Source organism: Spongiactinospora gelatinilytica (genome assembly GCF_003236385.1).
GTDB classification, from domain to species: domain Bacteria; phylum Actinomycetota; class Actinomycetes; order Streptosporangiales; family Streptosporangiaceae; genus Spongiactinospora; species Spongiactinospora gelatinilytica.
This window is the reverse complement of the sequence record NZ_POUA01000087.1, coordinates 1-21919: the sequence shown is the minus strand read 5'-3', so window position 1 is coordinate 21919 and position 21919 is coordinate 1. Positions and strand designations below refer to the sequence as shown.

The window sequence follows — 21919 nt, the reverse complement described above, 5'->3', positions numbered from 1 at the left end:
GTGGACGTTCGCCGCGATGGCGGCGGGGGTGGCCGGGGTGCTGGTCAGCCTGCGGGAGGCGACCTTCTGGCTGTTCTTCGGCGCCTTCATCTGGCTGTTCGTGCTGGCCGGGCTGGGCAACGGCGCCACCTACCGGATGATCCCGCTGATCTTCTCGGCGCAGGAGCGGGCCCGGCCCGGCGGCAGCGTGCGGGCCGCCAGGCGGCAGGCCGCGGCGGCGGTGGGCATCGTCGGGGCGGTGGGTGCGGCGGGCGGCGTCCTGATCAACCTGGGCTTCACCTTCTCCCGCCAGGCGGCGGGCACGCTCGGCCCGGCGCTGGCCGCGTTCCTGCTCTTCTACGCGGCCTGCATGGCGATCACCTGGTGGTACTACCTGCGCACCGCCCTGGCCGCCGAGCGTTCGCCCAGCCTGGCGCACGCCAAGGTCTAGGACACCTGGATGACCAAGGAGGCCATCGTGCATCGTGCGGGCTTGCCGTACGCAGAAGACCACCATACGACCGCGCCCAGGGGCGGCGAATGCCTCCCCGACCTGCTGTGGGAGCAGGTCTGGGCGCAGCCGGACGCCGTCGCGGTCGTCTCGGGCGACCGGCGGCTGACCTTCCGCGAGCTGGCCCAGCGGGCCGCCGGCATGGCCGTCTACCTGCGCGGCCTCGGCGTCGCCTCGGACGCCAGAGTGGGACTGTTCGCCCATCCGTCGATCGACATGACGGTCGCGGTGTGGGGCAGCCTTCTTGCAGGCGGCGCGTACGTGCCGCTGTCGCCGGACTACCCGGCCGAGCGGCTGCGGTACATGATCGACGACAGCGGCATCGAGCTGATCGTGGCCCAGGACGCGCTGTCGTCGATGCTCGCCGAGCTGACCGACGTACGCGCGGTCACCCCGGCGGGCGCGGCCCGGTTCGCCGCCCGCCGCGAGCCCGTCCAGGAGTGGGAGTTACGCGGCGCGGCCCGGCCCGGCGGCCTCGCGTACGTCATCTACACCTCCGGCAGCACCGGCAGGCCCAAGGGCGTGATGATCGAGCACCGCGCGATCGTGAACCAGATGCGCTGGCTGAACACCGTCCACCGGCTGGACCGCGATCGGGTCGTGTTGCAGAAGACGCCGATCAGCTTCGACGCCGCGCAGTGGGAGATCCTGGCCACCGGCTGCGGCAGCACGGTCGTGATGGGCGAGCCCGGCCTGTACCGGAACCCGGAGCGGCTGATCGACACGATCATCGAACACGGCGTCACCACCCTCCAGTGCGTGCCCACCCTGCTCAAGGCGCTGCTGGAGACCGGCAGGCTGACCGCCTGCGGCTCGCTGCGGCAGGTCTTCAGCGGCGGCGAGGCGCTGTCCCGGCCGCTGGCCCGGCGCTGCCTGGACGCGCTGCCCGGCGCGGGCCTGACCAACCTCTACGGCCCCACCGAGTGCGCCATCAACGCCTCCGCACACGTCGTCACCAGGCAGGACGTCGCCGACGGGCCGCAGACCGTGCCCATCGGCAAGCCCGTCCACAACACCCGCTTCTACATCCTGGACGAGGACCTGGCCCCGGTGTCCATCGACGAGGTGGGCGAGCTGTACGTCGGCGGCGTCCAGCTCGCCCGGGGCTACCTGAACCGCCCGGACCTGACCGCCGAGCGGTTCATCGACAACCCGTTCCCGCTGGACCACGGCTCCCCCAAGCTGTACCGGACCGGCGACCTCGCCACCTGGACCGCCGACGGCACCGCCGAGTTCGTCGGCCGGGTGGACAACCAGGTGAAGGTACGCGGCTTCCGGGTGGAGCTGGACGAGGTCAGCCGGACCATCGAGGCGCACGACTGGGTGCGCAATGCCGCTGTCATCGTCCGGCAGGACCCGCGCACCGCCGCCGACCAGCTCGTCGCCTTCGTCGAGCTGGACTCCCAGGAGGCGGCCCTGATGGACCAGGACCGGCACTCGGCGCACCACCTGTCCAAGGCGAGCAGGCTCCAGGTGCGGGCCCAGCTCTCCAACGGCGGCTGCCGGGAGGACGCCGAGGTGGCCGGCCGCCCGGCGGTGGACCTGCCCGGCCGCGAGCCCACCGCCGAGCAGTGGCGGCGGGTGTTCGCCCGCAAGACCTACCGGTTCTACGAGGGCGGGCGGGTCACCAAGGACGACCTGGCCCGGCTGCTGGCCCGGCGTACGCCCGCCGCGCCGCCGCGCTCCCCGGAGGCGCTGGACCTGGCCGAGCTGGGCGCGATCCTGCGGTACTTCGGGCAGTTCCACAGCGGCGAGCGGCTGCTGCCGAAATACGGCTACGCCTCACCTGGCGCGCTGTACGCCACCCAGCTCTACCTGGAACTCGCCGGGATCGCCGGACTCGACCCGGGCTTTTACTACTACCACCCGGTACACCACCGGCTGGTGCGCATCCAGCCCCGCCCCGACGCGGAGCGGCCCGTGCTGCGCCTGCACTTCGCCGGCAAGCGGCCCGCCATCGAGCCCGTCTACCACAACAACGTCGGCGAGGTCCTGGAGATCGAGACCGGCCACATGGTCGGCATGCTGGAGGAGATCCTGCCCGGCCACGGGCTGGACGTGCGCCCGTCCGGCCACACGCCCGGGGTCATGGCGCACCTGGAGTGCGGGCCCGGCCACGACTACCTCGGCACGTTCGAGGTGGTGCGGTACGACCCGGACCGACCCGGCGACCACGCCGTGGACTTCTACGTCCAGGCCCACCCGGGCGGCGTCGGCGGGCTGCCCGCGGGCCTGTACCGATTCGCGGGCGGCGAGTTCTCCTTCGTCTCGCCGGAGGTCGTGGAACGCAGGCACGTGATCGCGATCAACCAGCGGGTGTACCGGCTGGCGGGCTTCGGCATCTCCATGGTCGCCACCCGAGGGCCGGGCTGGCTCGGCTACATCGACCTGGGCAGGGCGCTGCAACGGCTCCAGATGAACGACCTGAACCTCGGCTTCATGTCGTCGGGGTACAGCTCCAAGACCGGCCACGACCTGCCGTCCGCCACCCGCCTGTCGGCCATCCTGCGCGGCGCGGGCCTGCGGACCGGCCCGTCCTACTTCTGCGTCGGCGGCCGGGTCAGCGACGAGCAGGTCCGCGACACGGGCATGCGCGAGGACAGCGTCCACATGAAGGGCCCCAGGGAGCTGATCAGGGACGACCTGGTCGCGCTGCTGCCCGAGTACATGGTCCCCGGCCGGGTCGAGATCCTGGAACGGCTGCCGCTCACCCCCAGCGGCAAGATCGACACCCGGGCGCTGGCCGCGCTGGACCTCACCACGGCCGCCGACGCGGACCGGCAGGTCGTCCCGCCGCGCACCCCCGCCGAACGGCGGGTCGCCGAGGTGTGGCAGCGGATCATGCGCGTGGAGGAGGTCTCCGTCCACGACGACTTCTTCTACATCGGCGGCGACTCCATGGTCGCGATGGCCCTGGTCAACACCCTCAATGAGAAGTTCGGCCGGGCGCTGCCGCTCCAGGTGGTGTTCGAGGCGCCGACCGTCGAACAGCTCGCGCTGCGGATCGGCGCGGACCGGCGGGCGGTGTCCCGGCTGATCCCGCTCCAGAGCGCGGGCGGCGGCCCGCCGGTCTACATGTGGCCGGGCCTCGGCGGCTACCCGATGAACCTGCGCGGCCTGGCCGGGCGGGCCGGGCTGGACCGGCCGGTGTACGGCGTGCAGGCGCACGGCATCAACGAGGGCGAGACGCCGTACGCGTCGATCGCGGAGATGGCGGCGGCCGACATCGAGCTGATCCGCGCGGTGCAGCCGGCCGGGCCGTACACGCTCGTCGGCTACTCCTTCGGCGCGCGGGTCGCCTACGAGGTGGCGCACCGGCTTGAGCGGGCCGGGGAGAAGGTCGCCCACCTGCTGCTCGTCGCGCCGGGCAGCCCGCGCGTGACGAGCCGGCCGCCCGCCGGTCCGGGCTACCGCGACCCCGTGTTCGTGACAATCCTGTGGTCGGTCTTCGCCGCCTCGGTCGGCGGCCCCATGCTGGAGGAGTGCCTGGACGAGGTCCACGACGAAGACGGCTTCGTCGCGTTCACCGCGCGGGCCTTCCCCACGCTGGGGGCCGACCTCATCCGGCGGATCGTCCGGATCGTGCGCCTGACGTACAACCTCACGTACACCCCGGCGGACCTCGCCGCCCGGCCCGTCGCGGCCCCCGTGACGGTGCTGCGGGCGCGCGGCGACGAGCCTTCGTTCATCGAATGCCGCTCCCCCGTCCTGGTCGACCTGGCGGCCGACCACTACGGCACACTCGCCGGCCCCGGCCTGGACGAACTCATCCAGGCCGTCAGGGACCGGCTCATCCACTGACTCACCCATCGAGAGGAGGCCACAGTGCCACTCCAGAAAGCGCAGGCGTTCGTCCTCACCGGGTCCTTCCACGTCATCAGCCGCAACCCGCGGTACCTTTCGGAGCTGCGCGCCAGGGGCTTGAAGATCCTGGTCATGACCCCCGCGAGCGGGCGGGCGGCGGCGCTGGCGGCGGCGGCGGAGCCGGGCAACCCGGCCACGGCGGTCGCCGACTTCGCCTTCGTCGAGGGTGACGTCAAGAAGGACGGTTCCTTCCTGCCCGGTTCGATCGCGGCCGTGCGGCGCTGGCTCGACGAGCACACGATCGTGGGCATCTGCGCGGTCGGCGAGACCATGGTCGAGCCGACCGGCGTGGTGGCCGACGCCCTCGGGCTGCGCTCGCCCGGCCTGCGCGCCACCCGCGCCTGCCGCAGCAAGTACCTCCAGCGGCTCTACCTGCCCGAGTTCAGCCCGGCCTCGCAGGTGCTCCCGCCGGGCGGCCGGGAGCCCGCCGCCGCCCGCTACCCGGTCGTGGTCAAGCCCGCCTCGCGGCACTCCAGTTCCGGCGTGTGGACCGCGCGCGACGAGGCCGAGTTACGCGGGCGGCTGGCCGAATATCCCGACTACGAGACCCTGCTGGTCGAGGAGAAGGTGATCGGGCCGGAGTACTCGGTGGAGACCCTGGTCCAGGACGGCAAGGTGATCTTCGCCTCGGTCACCTTCAAGCGCACCACCGACCAGGACGCGGACACCTTCGTCGAACTGGCCCACACCGTCACCGCGCAGCCGGGCCGGGAGCGAAACGCCCTGCTGGACGCCAACCGGCGGATGCTGGAGAAACTGGACTTCCAGGACGGCATCGCGCACGCCGAGTGGCGGCTGACCGACGACGGCACGCCGTACCTGATGGAGGTCGCCGCCCGTACCCCGGGCGACGGCATCACCGTGCTCTACCACCTGGCCACCGGCCGGCCGATCGAACCGGAGGTCGTCCGGATCGCGCTGGGCGAGACCGCGATCTACCCACCGCTCGCCCGGCACGCCCGCGAGGTCTACCCCGAGCACACCCCCGGCGAACTGCTGGACGTGCGGCTGGACTGGCCCGGCGTCACCCCGCAGTGGGTGGGCGACACCGCGCCCTGGCCGGAGCTGCGGCCGGGCGAGCCCGGCGACCCGCCCGCGCTGCGAGCGGTGTTCGTGCAGCAGAACCGCGGCGCGGCGCTGGGCCCGCTGCTGAGTTCGGCCGACCGGGTGGCGAGCTTCCTCATCGACGCGCCCACCCTGACCGAGCTGGACGAACTCGAACAGCGGGTCCGGGCCGCGCTGACCGTCGAGATCCGCCCGTCAGAGGGTCCGCGATGAGCGCGGACACCGGCTCGGTCCTGGCCACCTGGCGGGAGTCGCCGCTCGCGGTCAAGACACTGCTGGCCGGGATCTTCGTCAACCGGCTCAGCGGCTTCCTCAACATCTTCCTGGTGCTGTACCTGACCGCCCAGGGGTACTCCCCGGACGCCGCCGCCTTCGCGCTCGGCGCGTACGGCGCGGGCGCGATGGTCGGCACCCTGCTCGGCGGGTCGCTGGCCGCGCGCCTCGGCACCAGGAACACCGTCGTGATCGGCATGGCCGGGTCCAGCGTCATGATCGCCTCGCTGCTGTACCTGAACAGCTACGGCGTACTGCTGGCGGCGGTGGCGCTGGCCGGGCTGACCGCGCAGATGTTCCGCCCGGCCTCGGCCACCCTGCTGTCCCAGCTCACCCCCGATAACCGGCAGGTCATGGTCTTCGCCATGTCCCGCTTCGGGATCAACCTGGGCGCGACGGCCGCGCCGCTGATCGGCTTCGGCCTCTACAACCTCCAGCGTCAGCGGTACGACCTGCTGTTCTGGGGGGAGGCGCTGATCGCGCTGGTGTTCGCCGCGGTGGCCCTGTTCACGCTGCCCGGCCGCGCGGCCGAACGGCCGGCGACGGACGAGGGCGGGGAGGCGTCCGGGAGCTACCTGGACGTGCTCCGCGACCGCAGGTACCTGGTCTACCTGATCTCCACGCTGGTCCACACGGTCGTCTACGGCCAGTACCTGTCCACCCTGCCGCTGGACGTGAAGGCGTCGGGGGTGGACATCGTCTGGTACACGGTGGCCGTCTCGCTCAACGGATTCATCGTCATCGCCTTCGAACTGCTCACCACCAAGGTCACCCAGAGCTGGCCGATGCGGGTGACGATCGGGATCAGCTTCGCGCTGATGGGCGCGGGCATCGCGGTGTACGCGCTGCCGATGGGCCCCGCGGTGATCGTCATCGGCACCCTGGTGTGGTCGATCGGCGAGATCATCGGCGGCCCCGCCATCTTCGCCTACCCCGCCCTGATCGCCCCCGCGCGGGCCAAGAGCCACTACCTGGGCGGTTTCCACTTCGTCTTCGGCCTGGGCTCGGCCATCGGCCCGGTCGTCGGCGGCTGGCTGCTGGTGAAGCTCGGCCACGGCGTCTGGGTCCCGCTGGCGATCGTGTCGCTGGCGGCCAGCCTCGTCGTCGTCACGGCCATCCGCAGGCCGCAGCCCACGCCTGAGAACACCCTGACAGGCCAGACCACCTAGCCGAAAACGCCGAAATCCCCGCCAAAAACCGGAGGGACGCCTTCGTCATGCCCGAAAACGTTGACGCTCACGACATCGCGGTGATCGGCACCGCCTGCCGCTTCCCCGGAGCCACCGGCACGGCCGAGTTCTGGCGGATGCTGCGGTCCGGTACCGAGCCGGTCACGGTCTTCACCGACGCCGAACTCGCCGCCGCCGGCGCGCCGGCGCACCTGATCGAAAGCCCCGACTACGTGCCGGCCGCGGGAGTCGTGGCCGACTCCGACGCCTTCGACGCCGGGCTGTTCGCGCTGAACCCCAAGGAAGCCACGCTCATGGACCCGCAGCACCGGGTCATGCTGGAGTGCGCGTGGGAGGCCCTTGAGGACAGCGGGCACGACCCCAAGAGCCCGCCCGGCCGGGTCGGCGTCTTCGCCGGGGCCTACAAGAACGCCTACCGCGGCCTGCTCGGCACGTTCACCGAACCGGCCGAGGCGTTCCTGGCCGGGGTGTCCACCGACGACGACTACCTGGCCACCAGGATCTCCTTCAAGCTCAACCTGAACGGCCCCTCGGTTACGGTGCAGACCGCCTGCTCCACCGCCCTGGTCGCGGTCCACATGGCCTGCGAGTCGCTCCAGAACGGCTCCAGCGACCTCGCCCTCGCGGGCGGGGTGACCATCCGCTCCGGCGAGGTGCCCGGCTACCGGTACCACAAGGGCGGGATCTACTCCCCCGACGGCCACTGCCGGGCATTCGACGCCGACGCCGAGGGCACGGTCATCGGCGAGGGCGCGGGCATCGTCGTGCTCAAGCGGCTGTCCGACGCGCTGGCCGACGGCGACCGCATCCGCGCGGTGATCAAGGGTTCGGCAATGGGCAACGACGGGGCCGAGCGGGTCGGGTTCTCCGCGCCGGGCGTGGCGGGCCAGTCGCGGATCGTCGAGGCCGCGCTGCGCCGCGCCGCCGTACACCCCGACAGCATCGGGTACGTCGAGACGCACGGCAGCGGCACCCCGCTCGGCGACCGCATCGAGATCGACGCGCTGACCCGCGCCTACCGCGCGGCGGGCTGGACGGCGGGCTCCCGCCTGATCGGCTCGGTCAAGACCAACATCGGGCACACGCACGCGGCGGCGGGCATCGCCGGGCTGATCAAGGCCATCCTGAGCCTGGAGAACCGGGAGATCCCGCCCAGCCTGCACTTCGACCGGCCGAACCCGCGCATCCGGTTCGCCGAGTCGCCCTTCCGGGTGGCCGCGGCGCGGACCGAGTGGGCCGCCGACGGGCCGCGCCGGGCCGGCGTCAGCTCCTTCGGCATGGGCGGCACCGGAGTGCACGTCATCCTGGAGGAGGCGCCGGAGCCGTCCGCGCCCACGGAGACGGCCGACGGGTGGCAGGTGCTGCCGCTGGCGGCGGCCGGTCCCGAGGCGCTGGAGTCGGCCACCGACCGGCTCGCCGACCACCTGGAGGACCACCCCGAGGTCCCGCTGGACCAGGTGGCCCGCACCCTCCAGACCGGCCGGCACGCCTTCCCGCACCGGCGCGCGCTCGCCGTACGCGACCGCGACGACGCCGTGGCCGCGCTGCGCGACCGCACGCCGCAGCGGGTGCTCACCTTCACCGTGCCCGCCACCGAGCGCAAGGTGGCGTTCCTGCTGCCCGGGCTCGGCGAGCAGTACGAGCACATGGGCGCGGAGCTGTACGAGCGCGACCCGGTGTTCCGCGAGCACCTGGACCACTGCTTCGCCGTCCTGCTCGAACGCGCGGGGCTCGACCTGCGCCCGGTGCTGTTCCCGCCGCACCGGCAGCGCGCCACCGGCGGCGGTTCCGGCAAGGTGGACCTGCGGGCCCTGCTCGGCCGGGCGGACACCGCGTCCGCGCTGGACCAGACCCGCTACGCGCAGCCGGCGATGTTCGTCGTGGAGTACGCGCTGGCCCGGACCTGGGCGGCGCGCGGCATCACGCCGGACGGGCTGCTCGGCTACAGCCTCGGCGAGTTCGTCGCCGCCACGCTGGCCGGGGTCTTCACCCTTTCCGACGCGCTGTGGCTGGTCGCCGAGCGGGCCAAGCTGATCGACGAGCTGCCCGGCGGGGCGATGCTGGCCGTGCAGCTTCCCGAGCCGGAGGTCGCGGCCCTGCTCGGGCCGGAGGTGTCGCTCGCCGCGGTCAACGGCCGGGACCTGTGCGTCCTCGCCGGGCCGCCCGGGGCGATCACGGAGGTCCGGGAACGGCTGAAGGCCGACGGCGTCGCGGCCCGGCGGCTGCGCACCACGCACGCCTTCCACTCCGTCATGATGGACCCGATCACCGACCGGTTCACCGAACTGGTCGCCGCCGTGCCGCGCAACCGCCCGGCCCGGCGCTACCTGTCCAACGTCACCGGCGACTGGATCACCGACGCCGAGGCCCAGGACCCCGCCTACTACGCCCGCCACCTGCGGCACACCGTGCGCTTCTGGGACGGCGTGCGCCGCCTGTGGGAGGAGCCCGGCCGGCTGCTGCTGGAGGTCGGCGTCGGCCAGTCGCTCGGCTCGCTGGCCCTTCAGTCCAGGCCGCGCACCGCCGACGCCGGTTCGCTGGTGCTCGGTTCGCTGCCCGGCTCGGGCGACACCGTCTCCGACGCGCAGTCCATCGCGGCGACCACGGCCAAGCTGTGGGTCTGCGGCGTGGACACGGACTGGGACGGGGTGCAGCCCCAGCGGCGCAAGGCCGAGCTGCCCACCTACCCGTTCCAGCGCCGCCGGTACTGGCCCGCCGGCGGCCCCGCCGTACGGCAGAGCGGTCCGGCCGAACCGGACGGCGGGCGGCGAAAGCCCGCCGACTGGTTCTACACCCCGCACTGGGAGTCGCTGCCGCCCGCGCCGCCCCTCGCGGCGACCGGGCAGCGCTGGCTGCTGTTCGCCGACGCCGCCGGGGTCGGCGAGCGGCTGGCCGGACTGCTGGCCGAACGCGGCGCGACCCCGGTGCTGGTCCGGCCCGGCGACGCGTTCGCCGAACTCCCGGACAAGTCCTTCACCGTCGATCCGGCCGACGCCACGCACTACGCGGCGCTGCTGCGCGCGCTGGAGTCCGGCGGCGGTGTACCGGCCAGGATCGCCCACCTGTGGCTGACCGGCCCGCGCCCGGCCGACCCGTTCGCCGCCGAGGCGGTCGAGGCGGCCACCCGCGACGGCCTGACCGGCCTGATCGCGCTCGCCCAGGCGCTCGGCGGGATCAGGCTCACCGAGCCGGTGGAGGTCACGGTCGTCTCCAGCGAGATGCACGCCATCGTGCCGGGCGACGACGCGCAGCCCGCCAAGGCGCTCGCGCTCGGCCCGGTCCGGGTGTGGCCGCTGGAGAACCCGTCGATCACCTGCCGGAGCATCGACCTGGCCGAGCCCGGTCCGGCGAGCGCGGAAGCACTGCTGCGCGAGCTGGGCCGGGGCGTCGCGGCCGGTACCGGGGCCGAGGTGGTGGCGATCCGCGGGCGGCTGCACCTGCGGCAGACGTTCCGGCCCGCCGACCTGGAAGGCCCCGGCGACGGGCCGCAGTTCCGGCAGGGCGGCACGTACCTGATCACCGGCGGGCTGGGCGGCATCGGCCTGTCCGTGGCCGCCCACCTGGCCGAGCAGTACCAGGCCAACCTGGTGCTGGTCGGCCGCACCCCGCTGCCGCCGCGCGCCGAATGGGACGCCCTGGCCACCGGCTCCGAGCGGATCAGGGCGCTGCTCGGGCTGGAGGAACGCGGCGGCACCGTCCTGTTCGCCACCGCCGACGTCACCGACGCCGCCCAGGTCACCGACGTGGTGCGGCAGGCCGTCGAGCGGTTCGGCGCGCTGCACGGCGTCGTCCACGCGGCCGGCGTGCCCGGCGGCGGGCTGATCCAGCTCAAGGACCCCGCCGCGGCGGCCAAGGTGCTCGCGCCCAAGGTCGCCGGGGCCCTGGCGCTGCGCGCCGCGTGCGCCGGGCAGCCGCTGGACTTCGTGCTGCACTGCTCGTCGGGCATCGCGGTCACCGGCGGCGTCGGCCAGGTGGACTACGCCGCGGCCAACTCCTTCCTGGACGCGCTCGCCCACCGCGAGCCGGAGACCGTGTCGGTGAACTGGGACGCCTGGCGCGACATCGGCATGGCGGCCAAGTCGATCGCCCCGGCCACCCGGCCGGTGGACCACCCGTTCCTGGAGCGGCGGCTGGGCGATGACCGCCTGTCGGTGTACGTGGCGCACTTCCACCCCGAGCGGTCCTGGCTGGTGGACGAGCACCGCATGCTCGGCCGCCCGGTCGTGCCGGGCGTCGGCCACCTGGAGCTGGTCAGGGCCGCCTATGCGCACGCGGCCGGCCACACCGGGCAGGGCGTGGAGCTGACCGGCGTCACCTTCTACACCCCGATCGTGGTGCCGGACGCGGCGGCCAAGGAGGTCCGCGTCGTCCTTGAGCGCACCCCGGACGGCACGACGTTCTCGGTGGTCAGCGCGCACGACGACGGCTCCGCAGCGCCGCGCTGGCAGTTGCACTCCACGGGCCGGGTCGGCGAGCTGACCGGCGAGCGCCCGCCCAGGCTGGACGTCGAGGCGGCCCGCGCGGGCATGCGCGACCTCGGCCGCCCGGACGGCACCGGCCCGATGGGCTTCGGCGCGCGCTCGCAGTGCCTGAGCCGGATGTACGCAGGGGACGGCCGCTTCCTGGCCCGGCTCGACCTCGCCGCCCCCTACCGCGGCGAGGTCGGCGACCTGCCGCTGCACCCGGCGCTGATGGACATCGCGACCGCGTTCGTCGGCGTCCACCATGCCGAGGAGTTCCGCATCCCGATCCACTACGGGCGGCTGCGGATGTTCGCCCCGCTGACCGCCTCCCTCTACAGCTTCCAGGAGTACCTGGACGGCGACCGCGCCAGGAAGGAGACGGTGACCTCCGATGTGACGATCACCGACGAGGACGGGAACGTACTGGTCCACGCCGACCGGTTCGTGCTCAAGCGGGTCCACGACCTGGACGACCGGCTGCGGGTGGCGCACGACGCCACGCCCGGCCGGGTCGAGCTGTGCGACCTGCCGCCGCTGCCGGACGAGGACCGCCCGGAGTCCACCGGGTTCCTGCGCGCCGCGCTGGACCACGGCATGAGCGCCGAGGAGGGCACCGCGGCGTTCGTCAAGATCCTCACCTCCGGCGCGGCCCCGCAGGTCATGGTCAGCACCCGCGCGCTGGACGCGGTACTTCGGGAGGCGGCGGCCAACCGCGCGGCCCCCGACGCGACCGAGCGCCGCGAGGACGCCGCGACCGGCGCGCTGCACCCCCGCCCCGCCCTGCTGGTGCCCTACGAGGCGCCGCGCGACGCGCTGGAGGAGTCCCTGGCCGAGGTCTGGCAGGAACTGCTCGGCGTGGAGAAGGTCGGCGTCCACGACAACTTCTTCGAGCTGGGCGGCCACTCGCTGCTCGGACTCCAGCTCGCGCCGCGGCTGCGCGAGGGCTTCGGCGTGGACCTGCCGATCGGCACGATCTTCGACGCACTGACCGTGGCCGGCCTGGCCGACGTACTCCGTACGGCCGGCGCGGTCGCCAACACGTAACGACGGACTGGAGGCAGCATGCCTGACAACGACAGCGGCATCCGCACGATCGGCGTCATCGGCGCCGGTGTGATGGGCAGCGAGGTCGCCCAGGTCTTCGCCCAGTCGGGCTTCGACGTCGTGCTCGTGGACGTCACCGACCAGGCTTTGGACCGGGCCCGGCAGACCATCGAGCGCAACCTGCGTTTCCAGAGGATGCTGGGCGCGCAGCGCGGGCTGGCCGCGCCGCCCACCGTGGACCGGGCCGCGGTACTGGCCCGCATCCGCTTCACCACCCGGCTCGCCGACGCCGCCGACGCCGACTTCGTGGTGGAGAACGTCACCGAGGACTGGAACCTCAAGCGCCCGGTCTTCGAGGAGCTGGACGAGGTGTGCAAGCCCGACGTGGTCTTCGCGGTGAACACCTCCTGCATCCCGATCACCAGGGTCGGCGGGGTGACCAACCGGCCCAGCAAGATCATCGGCGCGCACTTCATGAACCCCGTCTCGCTCAAGCCGATGGTGGAGGTCATCCGGGGCTTCCACACCTCCGACGAGACCGTGCGGACCATGCTCGACCTCCTCGCCGCCATCGGCAAGGAGGGCGTCGTGGTCGCCGACTCCCCCGGTTTCGTCTCCAACCGCGTGCTGATGCTCACCGTCAACGAGGCCGCCTACCTCGTACACGAGCGGGTGGCCGACGCCACCGAGGTCGATCGGATCTTCAAGGGCTGCTTCGGTCACACGATGGGCCCGCTGGAGACCGCCGACCTCATCGGACTGGACACGATCCTGCTGTCCATCGAGGGCCTGTACCAGGCGTTCGGCGACAGCAAGTACCGGCCGTGCCCGCTGCTGAAGCAGCTCGTCGACGCCGGTCTGCACGGGCGCAAGAGCGGCCGCGGCTTCCACGTCTACCAGTAGGAGAGCAATCCATGGAAACGGTCAAGGCCAAGGTCAGGGAGTTTCTGCGCGGCTACATCGCCGACCACGAGTTCGCCGACGACGAGGACATCTTCGCCTCCGGCTATGCCAACTCGCTGTTCGTCATGCAACTGATCTACATGGTGGAGCGGGAGTTCCAGATCACCGTGGGCGACGAGGACCTGGAGTTCGACAACTTCCGGTCGATCGACGCGGTGGCCCGCCTGGTCACCGCCAAGTCGGCCGTGCCCGCGGGCACCTGACGCGGGAGAGGGTCATGCGCGCGGGTGTGCATTCACTCACCGACGTACAGAACAAGATCCTGCAAAGCCACCGGCGGTTCGCCGAGGACGAGATCGCGCCGCACGCCAATGCCTGGGACCGCGAGGGCCGGGTGCCCCGCGAGGTCGTCGCCGCGATGGGCGCGGCCGGCCATCTGGGCGCGCTGATCCCCGCCGAGTACGGCGGCACCGAGCTGGACATGACCGAGTTCGGGCTGCTCAACGAGGCGATCGGGTTCGGCTGCTCCTCGGTGCGCAGTGTGCTGACCGTGCACAGCATGGTCAGCCAGGCCGTCACCCGATGGGGCAACCCGGAGCAGCGCCGGGCCTGGCTGCCTGGCCTGGCGACCGGCGAGCAGGTCGGCGCGTTCGCGCTCAGCGAGGCCGAGGCGGGCAGCGACGTCGCCCAGATCACCACGGTCGCCGAGAACGACGGGGACGGATACCTCCTTTCCGGCACCAAGCGGTGGATCACCTACGGCCAGGGCGCGGACGTGTTCCTGGTGTTCGCCCGGCACAACGGCCGGCACAGCGCCTTCGTGGCCGGCCGGGACACCCCCGGCCTGACCGTCGTCCCCATCGACGGCATGCTCGGCACCCGGGCCTCGATGCTGGCCGAAGTGCGGTTCGACAACTGCCGGGTGCCCCGTTCGGCGCTGCTCGGCCGTCCGGGGTTCGGGCTGGCCCCGATCGCCGCAGCGGCCCTGGACGTGGGCAGGTACAGCGTGGCCTGGGGCTCGGTGGGCCTGGCCCAGTCGTGCCTGGAGCTGTCCCTCGGCCACGCCAGGGAGCGCCGGGCCTTCGGCGGCCCGGTCTTCGACCACCAGCTCGTGCAGCGGCTGATCACCGACATGGCGACCGGCGTGTCCGCGGCCCGGCTGCTGTGCCTCCAGGCCGGGGAGCTGGTACAGGGCGGCGCGCCCACCGCCGTCGCCGCCGTGTGGATGGCCAAGTACTTCGCCTCCACCAGCGCGTTCCGGGCCGCCTCGGACACCGTGCAGATCCACGGGGCCTACGGCTGCGACCCGGACGGCTCCCCGCAGCGACTGTTCAGAGACGCGAAGGTCATGGAGATCATCGAGGGCAGCACCCAGATCCAGCAGACCATGATCGCGCGCCTGGTGCCGTACGAGGAGAAGCGACCATGAGCGACCGCAAGCCCGTCAAGTGCCTGGTCTGGGACCTGGACAACACCCTCTGGGACGGCGTGCTGCTGGAGGGCGACGACGTGCGTCCCTTCCCGCAGGCCGTCGCGACCCTCAAGGCCCTGGACGAACGGGGCGTGCTGCACTCGATCGCCAGCCGCAACGAGCCGGAGCCGACACTGGCCAAACTGCGCGAGTTCGGGCTGGAGGAGTACTTCCTGTACCCGCAGATCGGCTGGCAGCCGAAGTCGGCGTCGCTGAAGGCCATCGCCGCCGACATCAACATCGGCGTGGACGCGCTGGCGTTCGTGGACGACCAGCCGTACGAGCGGGAGGAGGTCGCGTTCTCGCTGCCGGAGGTACTGGTCCTGGACGCCGTCCAGGTGGCCGACATTCCCGGCATGCCGGAGTTCACCCAGCGGTTCGTCACCGCCGACTCGCGGCGGCGGCGTCAGATGTACCAGGCCGACCAGCACCGGAAGACCGCCGAGGCCGACTTCGAGGGCGCCCAGGAGGCGTTCCTGCGCAGCCTGGACATGCGGTTCACGATCAAGGAGGCGGTGCGCGACGACCTCCAGCGGGCCGAAGAGCTGACCCTGCGCACCAACCAGCTCAACACCACCGGCTACACCTACTCCTACGCCGAGCTGGAGTCCTTCCTGGACTCCGACCGGCACCTGCTGCTCACCGCCGCGCTGGAGGACCGGTACGGCCCCTACGGCACGATCGGCCTGGCGTTGATCGAGAAGTCGGGCACCGACTGGACGATCAAACTGCTGCTCATGTCCTGCCGGGTGATGTCGCGCGGTGTCGGCACCATCCTGATCAACCACATCAAGCGGCTGGCCCGCGACGCCGGCGCGCGGCTGCTCGGCGAGTTCGTCCAGACCGGGCGCAACCGCCAGATGCTCATCACCTACAAGTTCAACCGGTTCACCGAGGCCGAACGCCGCGGCGACCTGGTGCTCTTCCAGGCCGACCTCGAAGCCATCCCGCCGGACCCCGACCACGTGCAGGTCATCATCCCGATGAGGAGCTCCAAGTCATGACGCAGACCTCTGTCAACCTCACGCATGCGACGAGCGAGCAACTGCTGGAGGCCACCAGGGCGGTCATCGCCGGCGGCGGCAGCAGCAACATGCGCAACATGGGCGTCACCGACCCGCTGGTGCTGGACCGGTCGGCGGGCTGCCGCCTGTGGGACGTCGAGGGCAATGAACTCATCGACGTGAACATGGGGTACGGCCCGCACCTGTTCGGGTACGCCGACCCGGACGTGCTCGGCGTGGTGGCCCAGCAGCTCCGGCTGGGCGCGATCACCGGCATCACGCACCGGCTGGACCACCAGGCCGCCGAGCTGATCGCGGCCACGGTGCCGTCCATCGAGCAGGTCAGGTTCGCCAACTCCGGCACCGAGGCGATCACCTCGGCGCTGCGCCTGGCCCGCTTCCTGACCGGCCGCGCCCATGTGGTGACCTTCGAGGGCCACTACCACGGGTGGAGCGAGACCGTCCTGCGCAAGTCGGCGATCACCGACAACGGCTCCGACCCGACCGGCGCGGTGCCCGGCGCGCCCGGCATGATCCCCGGCGCGCTGGACTTCACCTACCAGCTCCCCTGGAACGACGCGGCCGCGCTGGACGCGCTGTTCGCCGCGCACGGCACCGAGATCGCGGCGGTGATCCTGGAGCCGATCTGCGGCAACGCGGGCATGGTCCACCCGCTGCCCGGCTTCGTGGAGAAGATCGCCGACCTCACCGCCCGGCACGGCGCGCTGCTGGTGTTCGACGAGGTCATCACCGGTTTTCGGGTCGGCCTGAACGGCGCGCAGGGCGTGCTGGGCGTGCAGCCGGACCTGACGATCGTGTCCAAGGTGCTGGGCGGCGGCTTCCCGGTCGCCGCGTTCGGCGGCAGCCGGGAGCTGATGGCCCCGCTGGCCCGCAACGAGGCGTTCCACGCCGGGGTGTTCTCCGGCAACCACGCGGCGATGTCCGCCGTGGTGGCGATGCTGACCAAGCTCACCGGCGACCCGTCGGTGTACGGCACGCTGGACGTGCTGTCCTCGTACGCCGAGCAGCGGCTGGCCGACGTCTTCGCCGAGGCCGGGCGGCCGGTGCGGATCACCCGGGCCGGTTCGGTGCTGTCGGTGGCGCTGCTGACCCGGCCGCAGGAGACCGAGTCCGACTACGACGCGGCCGTCCCGCTGATCGACTTCGCCGCCCACCGCAGGCTCCAGATCCTGTGCCAGCGGGCCGGCCTGTACTTCCACCCCAACCCGCTGGAGCCGTGGTTCCTGAGCACCGCGCACACGCCCGACGTCCTGGACTCGGTGGTGGCCACGGTCAAGGACTCGCTGGCCCGGCTGTGACGCTGAGCGGGAGTCGAACCGTCATGAGTGTTGACGTCCTCCGCGACGTGCTGCAGAGCCTCGGCGTGACGCGTGATGAGATCACGCCCGAGGCGCGGCTGCGCGCCGACCTGGAACTCAGCTCGGTGGAGACCACCGAGCTGGAACTGGAGCTGGATCGCGGGTTCGGGGTCAGGGTGGACCTGTGGGACGCCAAGGACTACCGGCTGGAAGAACTGGCCGAGCTGGTCCGTCAGGCGCGGGACAGGCCCCGGCTCGACATTCCGCGGGTGCCCGCCGCCGACCGGTACCGCGAGCTGGGGCTGTGGCGTCCCGAGACGCTCGACGCGGTGATCCTGCGCCAGGCGGCCACCCGTCCGGGCGCGGTGGCGCTGGTGTACGGGGCCCGCCGGATGACCTACGGCGAGCTGGCCACCGCCGTCGAGGGCGCGGCCGGGCGGCTGCGCGAACTCGGCGTGTCCGGGCCCGATCCGGTGGTCGTGCAGCTTCCCAACACGATCGAGTACGTCGTGCTGGTGCTGGCCCTGATGCGGCTCGGCGCGCCGCCGGTGCTGACGCTGCCGACCCTGCGCGCGTACGAGCTGGACCGCATCCTGGAACTCACCCAGGCCACCGCCATCGCCGTGCCCGCCCGGCAGCGCCGCGCCGACCACCCCGCCATGGTGGCCGCGCTGCGCGACCGGCACCCGAAGCTGGCCACGGTGCTGATCAGCGGTGGCGAGGGGCCGTCGGACCTGGTCCGGCTGTGCGCCCCCGAACCCGGGCCGGGCGACGTCCCGCCGCCCGGCGCGGACGCCGCCGACCCGGCGCTGATGCTGCTGTCCAGCGGCACCACCGGGCCGCCGAAGGTGATGGTCCGCACCCACGAGGACTACGGCTACGTGGTGCGCAGCACCACGGAGGTCGCGGGCGTGGAGGCGGACACCGTCTACCTGGCGGCGCTCCCCGGCACCCACACCTTCACTCTCGCCTACCCCGGCATCCTCGGCACGCTGTCGGCCGGCGGCACGGTCGTGCTGGCCGGACCGGAGGACCCGCGCCGGGCGCTGGATTTGATCCAGCGCGAGCGGGTCACCCACACCGCGGCCGTGCCCGGCCTGGTCGCCCAGTGGCTGGGCGTGCTGCGCGGCGAGCGGTACGACCTGTCCAGCCTGAAGGTGCTCCAGGTCGGCGGGGCCAAGCTGGACCCGGACCTGGCCGAGCAGGCGGTCAAGGTACTGCCCTGCACGCTGCAACAGGTGTACGGGATGAGCGAGGGCCTGACCAACTTCACCCGGCTGGACGACCCGCTCCAGACCATCCTCACCACCCAGGGCCGCCCGGCCACGCCACACGACGAGATAAGGATCGTGGACGAGGACGAGCGGCCGGTGCCGCCCGGCGAGGTGGGCCAGTTGCTGACCCGCGGGCCGTACACCATCGCCGGCTACTACCGCGACCCGGAGGCGACCGCCAAGGCGTTCACCGCCGACGGCTTCTACCGCACCGGCGACCTGGTGAAGCTGCTTCCGGACGGCAACGTCCAGGTCACCGGCCGGGTCAAGAACCTGATCAACCGCGGCGGAGAGAAGGTCTGCGCCGAGGAACTGGAGGAGTTCGTCAGGCAGATGCCGGAGGTGGCGGCGGCCGGTGTCGCGCCCGCGCCGCATCCGGTGTACGGCGAGACCGTCTGCCTCTTCGTGGTGCCCGCCGGTCCGCGGCCTCCCGACCTGCGGGACGTGCGCAGGTACCTGACCTCGTGCGGGCTGGCCGGGCACAAGCTGCCGGAACGCCTGGAGGTCCTTCCCGCGCTGCCCGTCATCGGCGTCGGCAAGCTCGACCGGACCGCGCTGCGTGAACGTGCCCGCTCGCTGGAGTCTGTCAATCCCGCTTCTGGAAGGTAAGTCATGACGTTATCTGAAAAGGCGCTGCTGAACATGGAGCAACGCCACCGGTTCGCCGCGAGGTCCGATGTCGGCGGGGGCAACCTGCTGGCCTCGGCCATCGAGTTCAACCCGCATCCGGAGGCCCGGTTCATCCGCTCGGCCCGCCCGATCACCATGCCGGACGGCTCCGAACAGACCGACTTCAACCTCCTGGAACTGGACGAGCTGGCGCAGAGCTGGGCGGTCTGGTACCTGGGCAAGGGCGTCAAGCCCCGCGACCGGGTCGCGGTCTACATGCGCGACTCCTTCGCCTACTTCGTCCACTACTGCGCGCTCGCCTCGATCGGCGCCATCGCGCTGCTGGTCAACAGCAAGTCGCCGCAGGAGATCGCGGTCTCGCTGATCCGCAAGACCACCCCGGTCGGCCTCTACACCGACCGCGAGCACCTGGCCCGGCTCGGCGACGAGCTGGGCGACCTGAGCAGCGTCCAGTGGGTGCAGCTCAGCGAGGAGCTGCCCGCGCCTCCGGCCGCCGAGCTGCCCAAGGAGGCGCGCTGGAAGCACGCCCCGGACGATCCGGTGTCGATCATGCACTCGTCCGGCACCACGGGCCTGCCCAAGCCGGTCACGCAGACCCACCGCTCCAGCGTCGCCGGGCCGAAGTTCCGGCTCACCACCGAGGACCCGACGCTCGTGCCGGGCGCCGTCATGCTCGCCGCGATGCCGCAGTCGCACCTCGGCAACATCCACTACTCCACCTACGCCATCTTCGCGGGCACCCCGATCATCCCGGCCTTCGACCCCTCCCCCGAGGAGCTGGTCGAGGCCATCCGCACCTACCGCCCCACCGCGGTCATGGGGTTCGGGCACACCTGTAGCGACCTGGCCGGGCTCGACCTGGAGCCCGGCGCGCTGGACTCGGTCGGCCACTGGGTGACCACCGCCGACGCCGTCCACTACGAGCACATACGCAAGGTGCTCGCCCAGCGCGCGCCCGGCCTGCCCCGGGCGGCCTGGCTGGACCGGCTCGGCACCACCGAGCTGGGCTGGGCGGTGCTGCTCAAGGTCACCACCCTCGCCTCGGAGCGGAACGACCGCTGCGTGGGCAAGCCGGTCGGCGTCTCGGAGGTGGCCGTGCTGCGCAAGGACGGCACGCCCTGCGAGGTCGGCGAGATCGGCCTGCTCGGCGCGGCCGGCCCGGCGATCACCGCCGGCTACTGGAACGACGCCGACACCACCTACCGCAGCCGGCTCGGCGGCTACTGGTGCCCCGGCGACATGGTCTACCGGGACGCGGACGACAACTTCTACCACGTGGACCGGGCCGTGGACACCATCGAGACGGCCGAGGGGCCGGGGTACTCGGTGCTGATGGAGGAGACCCTGCTGGCCGAGGTCCCGGAGATCCAGGACGTCGCGGTGGTCGCCGCCCGGCTCGGCGGCGAGACGGTGGCCGTGGCCGCGGCGACCTCCGAGGCCGGCGGCGCGGACCCGCAGAAGATCCTGGACGCGGCGAACGCCGCGCTCAAGACCGCGGGCCACCCCGCCGTCACGGTGCTGGAGATCATCGACGCGCTGCCCGTCGGCGTGACCGGCAAGGTGCTCAAGCGCAAGCTCCGCGAGCGGTACGCCGAACTGGACGAACTGGTCGAGCGGACGGGCCCCGGACGGACGGCGGTCGCCGGCCGGGCCGTGGTGACCGTCTGACGGGTTCACCCCGCCACCGGACCGTGGGCGCGGGCACTTTCCCGCCCGCCCGCGCCCACGCCGGGGACGACGGATAGGAGACGTACATGGCGCAGATCCAGTTGCCTGCCCATGCACTGGCGCCCGCCGGCGCCGCGCCCCCGGGACGCCTACCGGCGCAGGGGGAGGTGTGGGTGTGGTGGTCGCGCGTGCGGTCCGACCTCGCCGCGTCGTACCTCGCCAGGAACGCGATGAGCGCCGAGGAGACGTCGCGGCTCGCCGCGATGCGCCGGGCCGCGGCCCGGGACCGGTTCGTCCTGGGGTCCGCGCTGGTGCGGTCCGCGGCGGGCCACCACCTGGGCCTGCCGCCCGAACGCGTGGTCGTGGACCGCCGGTGCGCCACCTGCGGCAAGCCGCACGGCAAGCCCGCGATCCCCGGCGGCTCCGGGCTGGAGATCTCCCTTTCGCACACCGACGCGCTGGTCGTCTGCGCGGTCGCCCGCCGTACGCCGATCGGCGTGGACGTCGAGGACGGCGCCGCGCTGCTGGACGGCGACGCGGTCGCCGGCATGGTCCTCGCCCCCGGCGAGGAGGCCGCCTACCGGGACCTGCCGCCCGCCGGGCGGCGCGCGGCCCTGCTGACGTACTGGACCAGGAAGGAGGCGCTGCTCAAGGCCACCGGGGACGGCCTGCGGGTGCCCATGCGCAGGATCGAGGTGACCGGGCCGAGGGAGGACCCCCGCGTGATCCGCTGGGAACAGGGCCCGGAGCCGGAGAGCCTGTCCATGGTGACGCTGCGCGGGCCCGCCGGGCGGTTCCTCGGCCCCGCGGTCGCGGCCCTCGCGGTCATCGGGGAACCGCCCCACCACCTCGTCGAACTCGACGCGACGTCCACGTTCACGGCAAGGAGTGATCACGATGGCTGAGGGCACGCACTCGGTGCTCGCGGGGCTGATCGGAGCTGGCATCCAGGGCTCGCTCAGTCCGGCCCTGCACGAGCACGAGGCCGAACGGCACGGGCTGCGGCTCGTCTACCGGCTGATCGACATCGACGAACTCGGGCTCGGCCCCGACCGGACCCCCGACCTGCTCGCCGAGGCCCTGCGCATGGGGTACTCCGGCCTCAACATCACCCACCCCTGTAAGCAGGCCGTACTGGACCACCTGGACGAACTGTCCCCCGAGGCCGCCGCCATCGGGGCGGTGAACACCGTCGTCTTCGACGGGGTGCGCGGGGCGGGCGGCATGCGGGCGATCGGCCACAACACCGACTGGGCAGGGT

Annotated in this window: 12 protein-coding genes and 2 pseudogenes; all 14 read left to right on the top strand. The window is 72.5% G+C overall.

What is annotated here, in order from left to right:
• Positions 1-430, top strand: a pseudogene (locus C1I98_RS13585) (MFS transporter); the annotation flags it as partial.
• 9 nt (positions 431-439) lie between these two features.
• Positions 440-4291, top strand: a complete 3852-nt coding sequence (locus C1I98_RS13580; protein WP_111167527.1) for a non-ribosomal peptide synthetase family protein — start codon at positions 440-442, stop codon at positions 4289-4291.
• A 24-nt stretch (positions 4292-4315) separates the two neighbouring features.
• The gene (locus C1I98_RS13575) at positions 4316-5632 is read left to right on the top strand and encodes an ATP-grasp domain-containing protein (RefSeq protein ID WP_199536919.1); all 1317 of its coding nucleotides are present in this window, start codon (positions 4316-4318) and stop codon (positions 5630-5632) included.
• The gene (locus tag C1I98_RS13570) at positions 5629-6861 is read left to right on the top strand and encodes an MFS transporter (RefSeq protein ID WP_111167526.1); all 1233 of its coding nucleotides are present in this window, start codon (positions 5629-5631) and stop codon (positions 6859-6861) included. The genes C1I98_RS13575 and C1I98_RS13570 overlap by 4 nt, the downstream gene beginning before the upstream one ends.
• A gap of 47 nt (positions 6862-6908) precedes the next feature.
• Positions 6909-12389 carry a type I polyketide synthase gene (locus C1I98_RS13565; protein ID WP_111167525.1) on the top strand — a complete coding sequence of 1827 codons (5481 nt, stop codon included), beginning with the start codon at positions 6909-6911 and terminating at the stop codon, positions 12387-12389.
• An 18-nt stretch (positions 12390-12407) separates the two neighbouring features.
• Positions 12408-13292 carry a 3-hydroxyacyl-CoA dehydrogenase family protein gene (locus C1I98_RS13560; RefSeq protein WP_111167524.1) on the top strand — a complete coding sequence of 295 codons (885 nt, stop codon included), beginning with the start codon at positions 12408-12410 and terminating at the stop codon, positions 13290-13292.
• 11 nt (positions 13293-13303) lie between these two features.
• Entirely contained in the window at positions 13304-13555 is a 252-nt protein-coding gene (locus C1I98_RS13555; protein ID WP_111167523.1) for an acyl carrier protein, read from the top strand.
• 14 nt (positions 13556-13569) lie between these two features.
• Positions 13570-14721 carry an acyl-CoA dehydrogenase family protein gene (locus tag C1I98_RS13550; protein ID WP_111167522.1) on the top strand — a complete coding sequence of 384 codons (1152 nt, stop codon included), beginning with the start codon at positions 13570-13572 and terminating at the stop codon, positions 14719-14721.
• Positions 14718-15767 carry an HAD-IIIC family phosphatase gene (locus C1I98_RS13545; RefSeq protein WP_111167521.1) on the top strand — a complete coding sequence of 350 codons (1050 nt, stop codon included), beginning with the start codon at positions 14718-14720 and terminating at the stop codon, positions 15765-15767. Before C1I98_RS13550 ends, C1I98_RS13545 begins: the two co-directional genes overlap by 4 nt.
• Positions 15764-17086: an aspartate aminotransferase family protein gene (locus tag C1I98_RS13540; RefSeq protein ID WP_111167520.1), complete on the top strand. Its 1323-nt coding sequence runs from the start codon at positions 15764-15766 to the stop codon at positions 17084-17086. The genes C1I98_RS13545 and C1I98_RS13540 overlap by 4 nt, the downstream gene beginning before the upstream one ends.
• Before the next feature lie 23 nt (positions 17087-17109).
• Positions 17110-18969 (top strand): AMP-binding protein, encoded by a 1860-nt coding sequence (locus C1I98_RS13535; protein ID WP_111167519.1) that lies wholly within the window; start codon positions 17110-17112, stop codon positions 18967-18969.
• Between the two features lie 3 nt (positions 18970-18972).
• Positions 18973-20658: a class I adenylate-forming enzyme family protein gene (locus C1I98_RS13530; protein WP_111167518.1), complete on the top strand. Its 1686-nt coding sequence runs from the start codon at positions 18973-18975 to the stop codon at positions 20656-20658.
• Positions 20659-20744: 86 nt separating this feature from the next.
• The gene (locus C1I98_RS13525) at positions 20745-21563 is read left to right on the top strand and encodes a 4'-phosphopantetheinyl transferase family protein (protein ID WP_111167517.1); all 819 of its coding nucleotides are present in this window, start codon (positions 20745-20747) and stop codon (positions 21561-21563) included.
• Positions 21556-21919 (top strand): annotated as a pseudogene (locus tag C1I98_RS13520) (shikimate dehydrogenase); the annotation flags it as partial. The gene C1I98_RS13525 and the pseudogene C1I98_RS13520, both read left to right, overlap by 8 nt.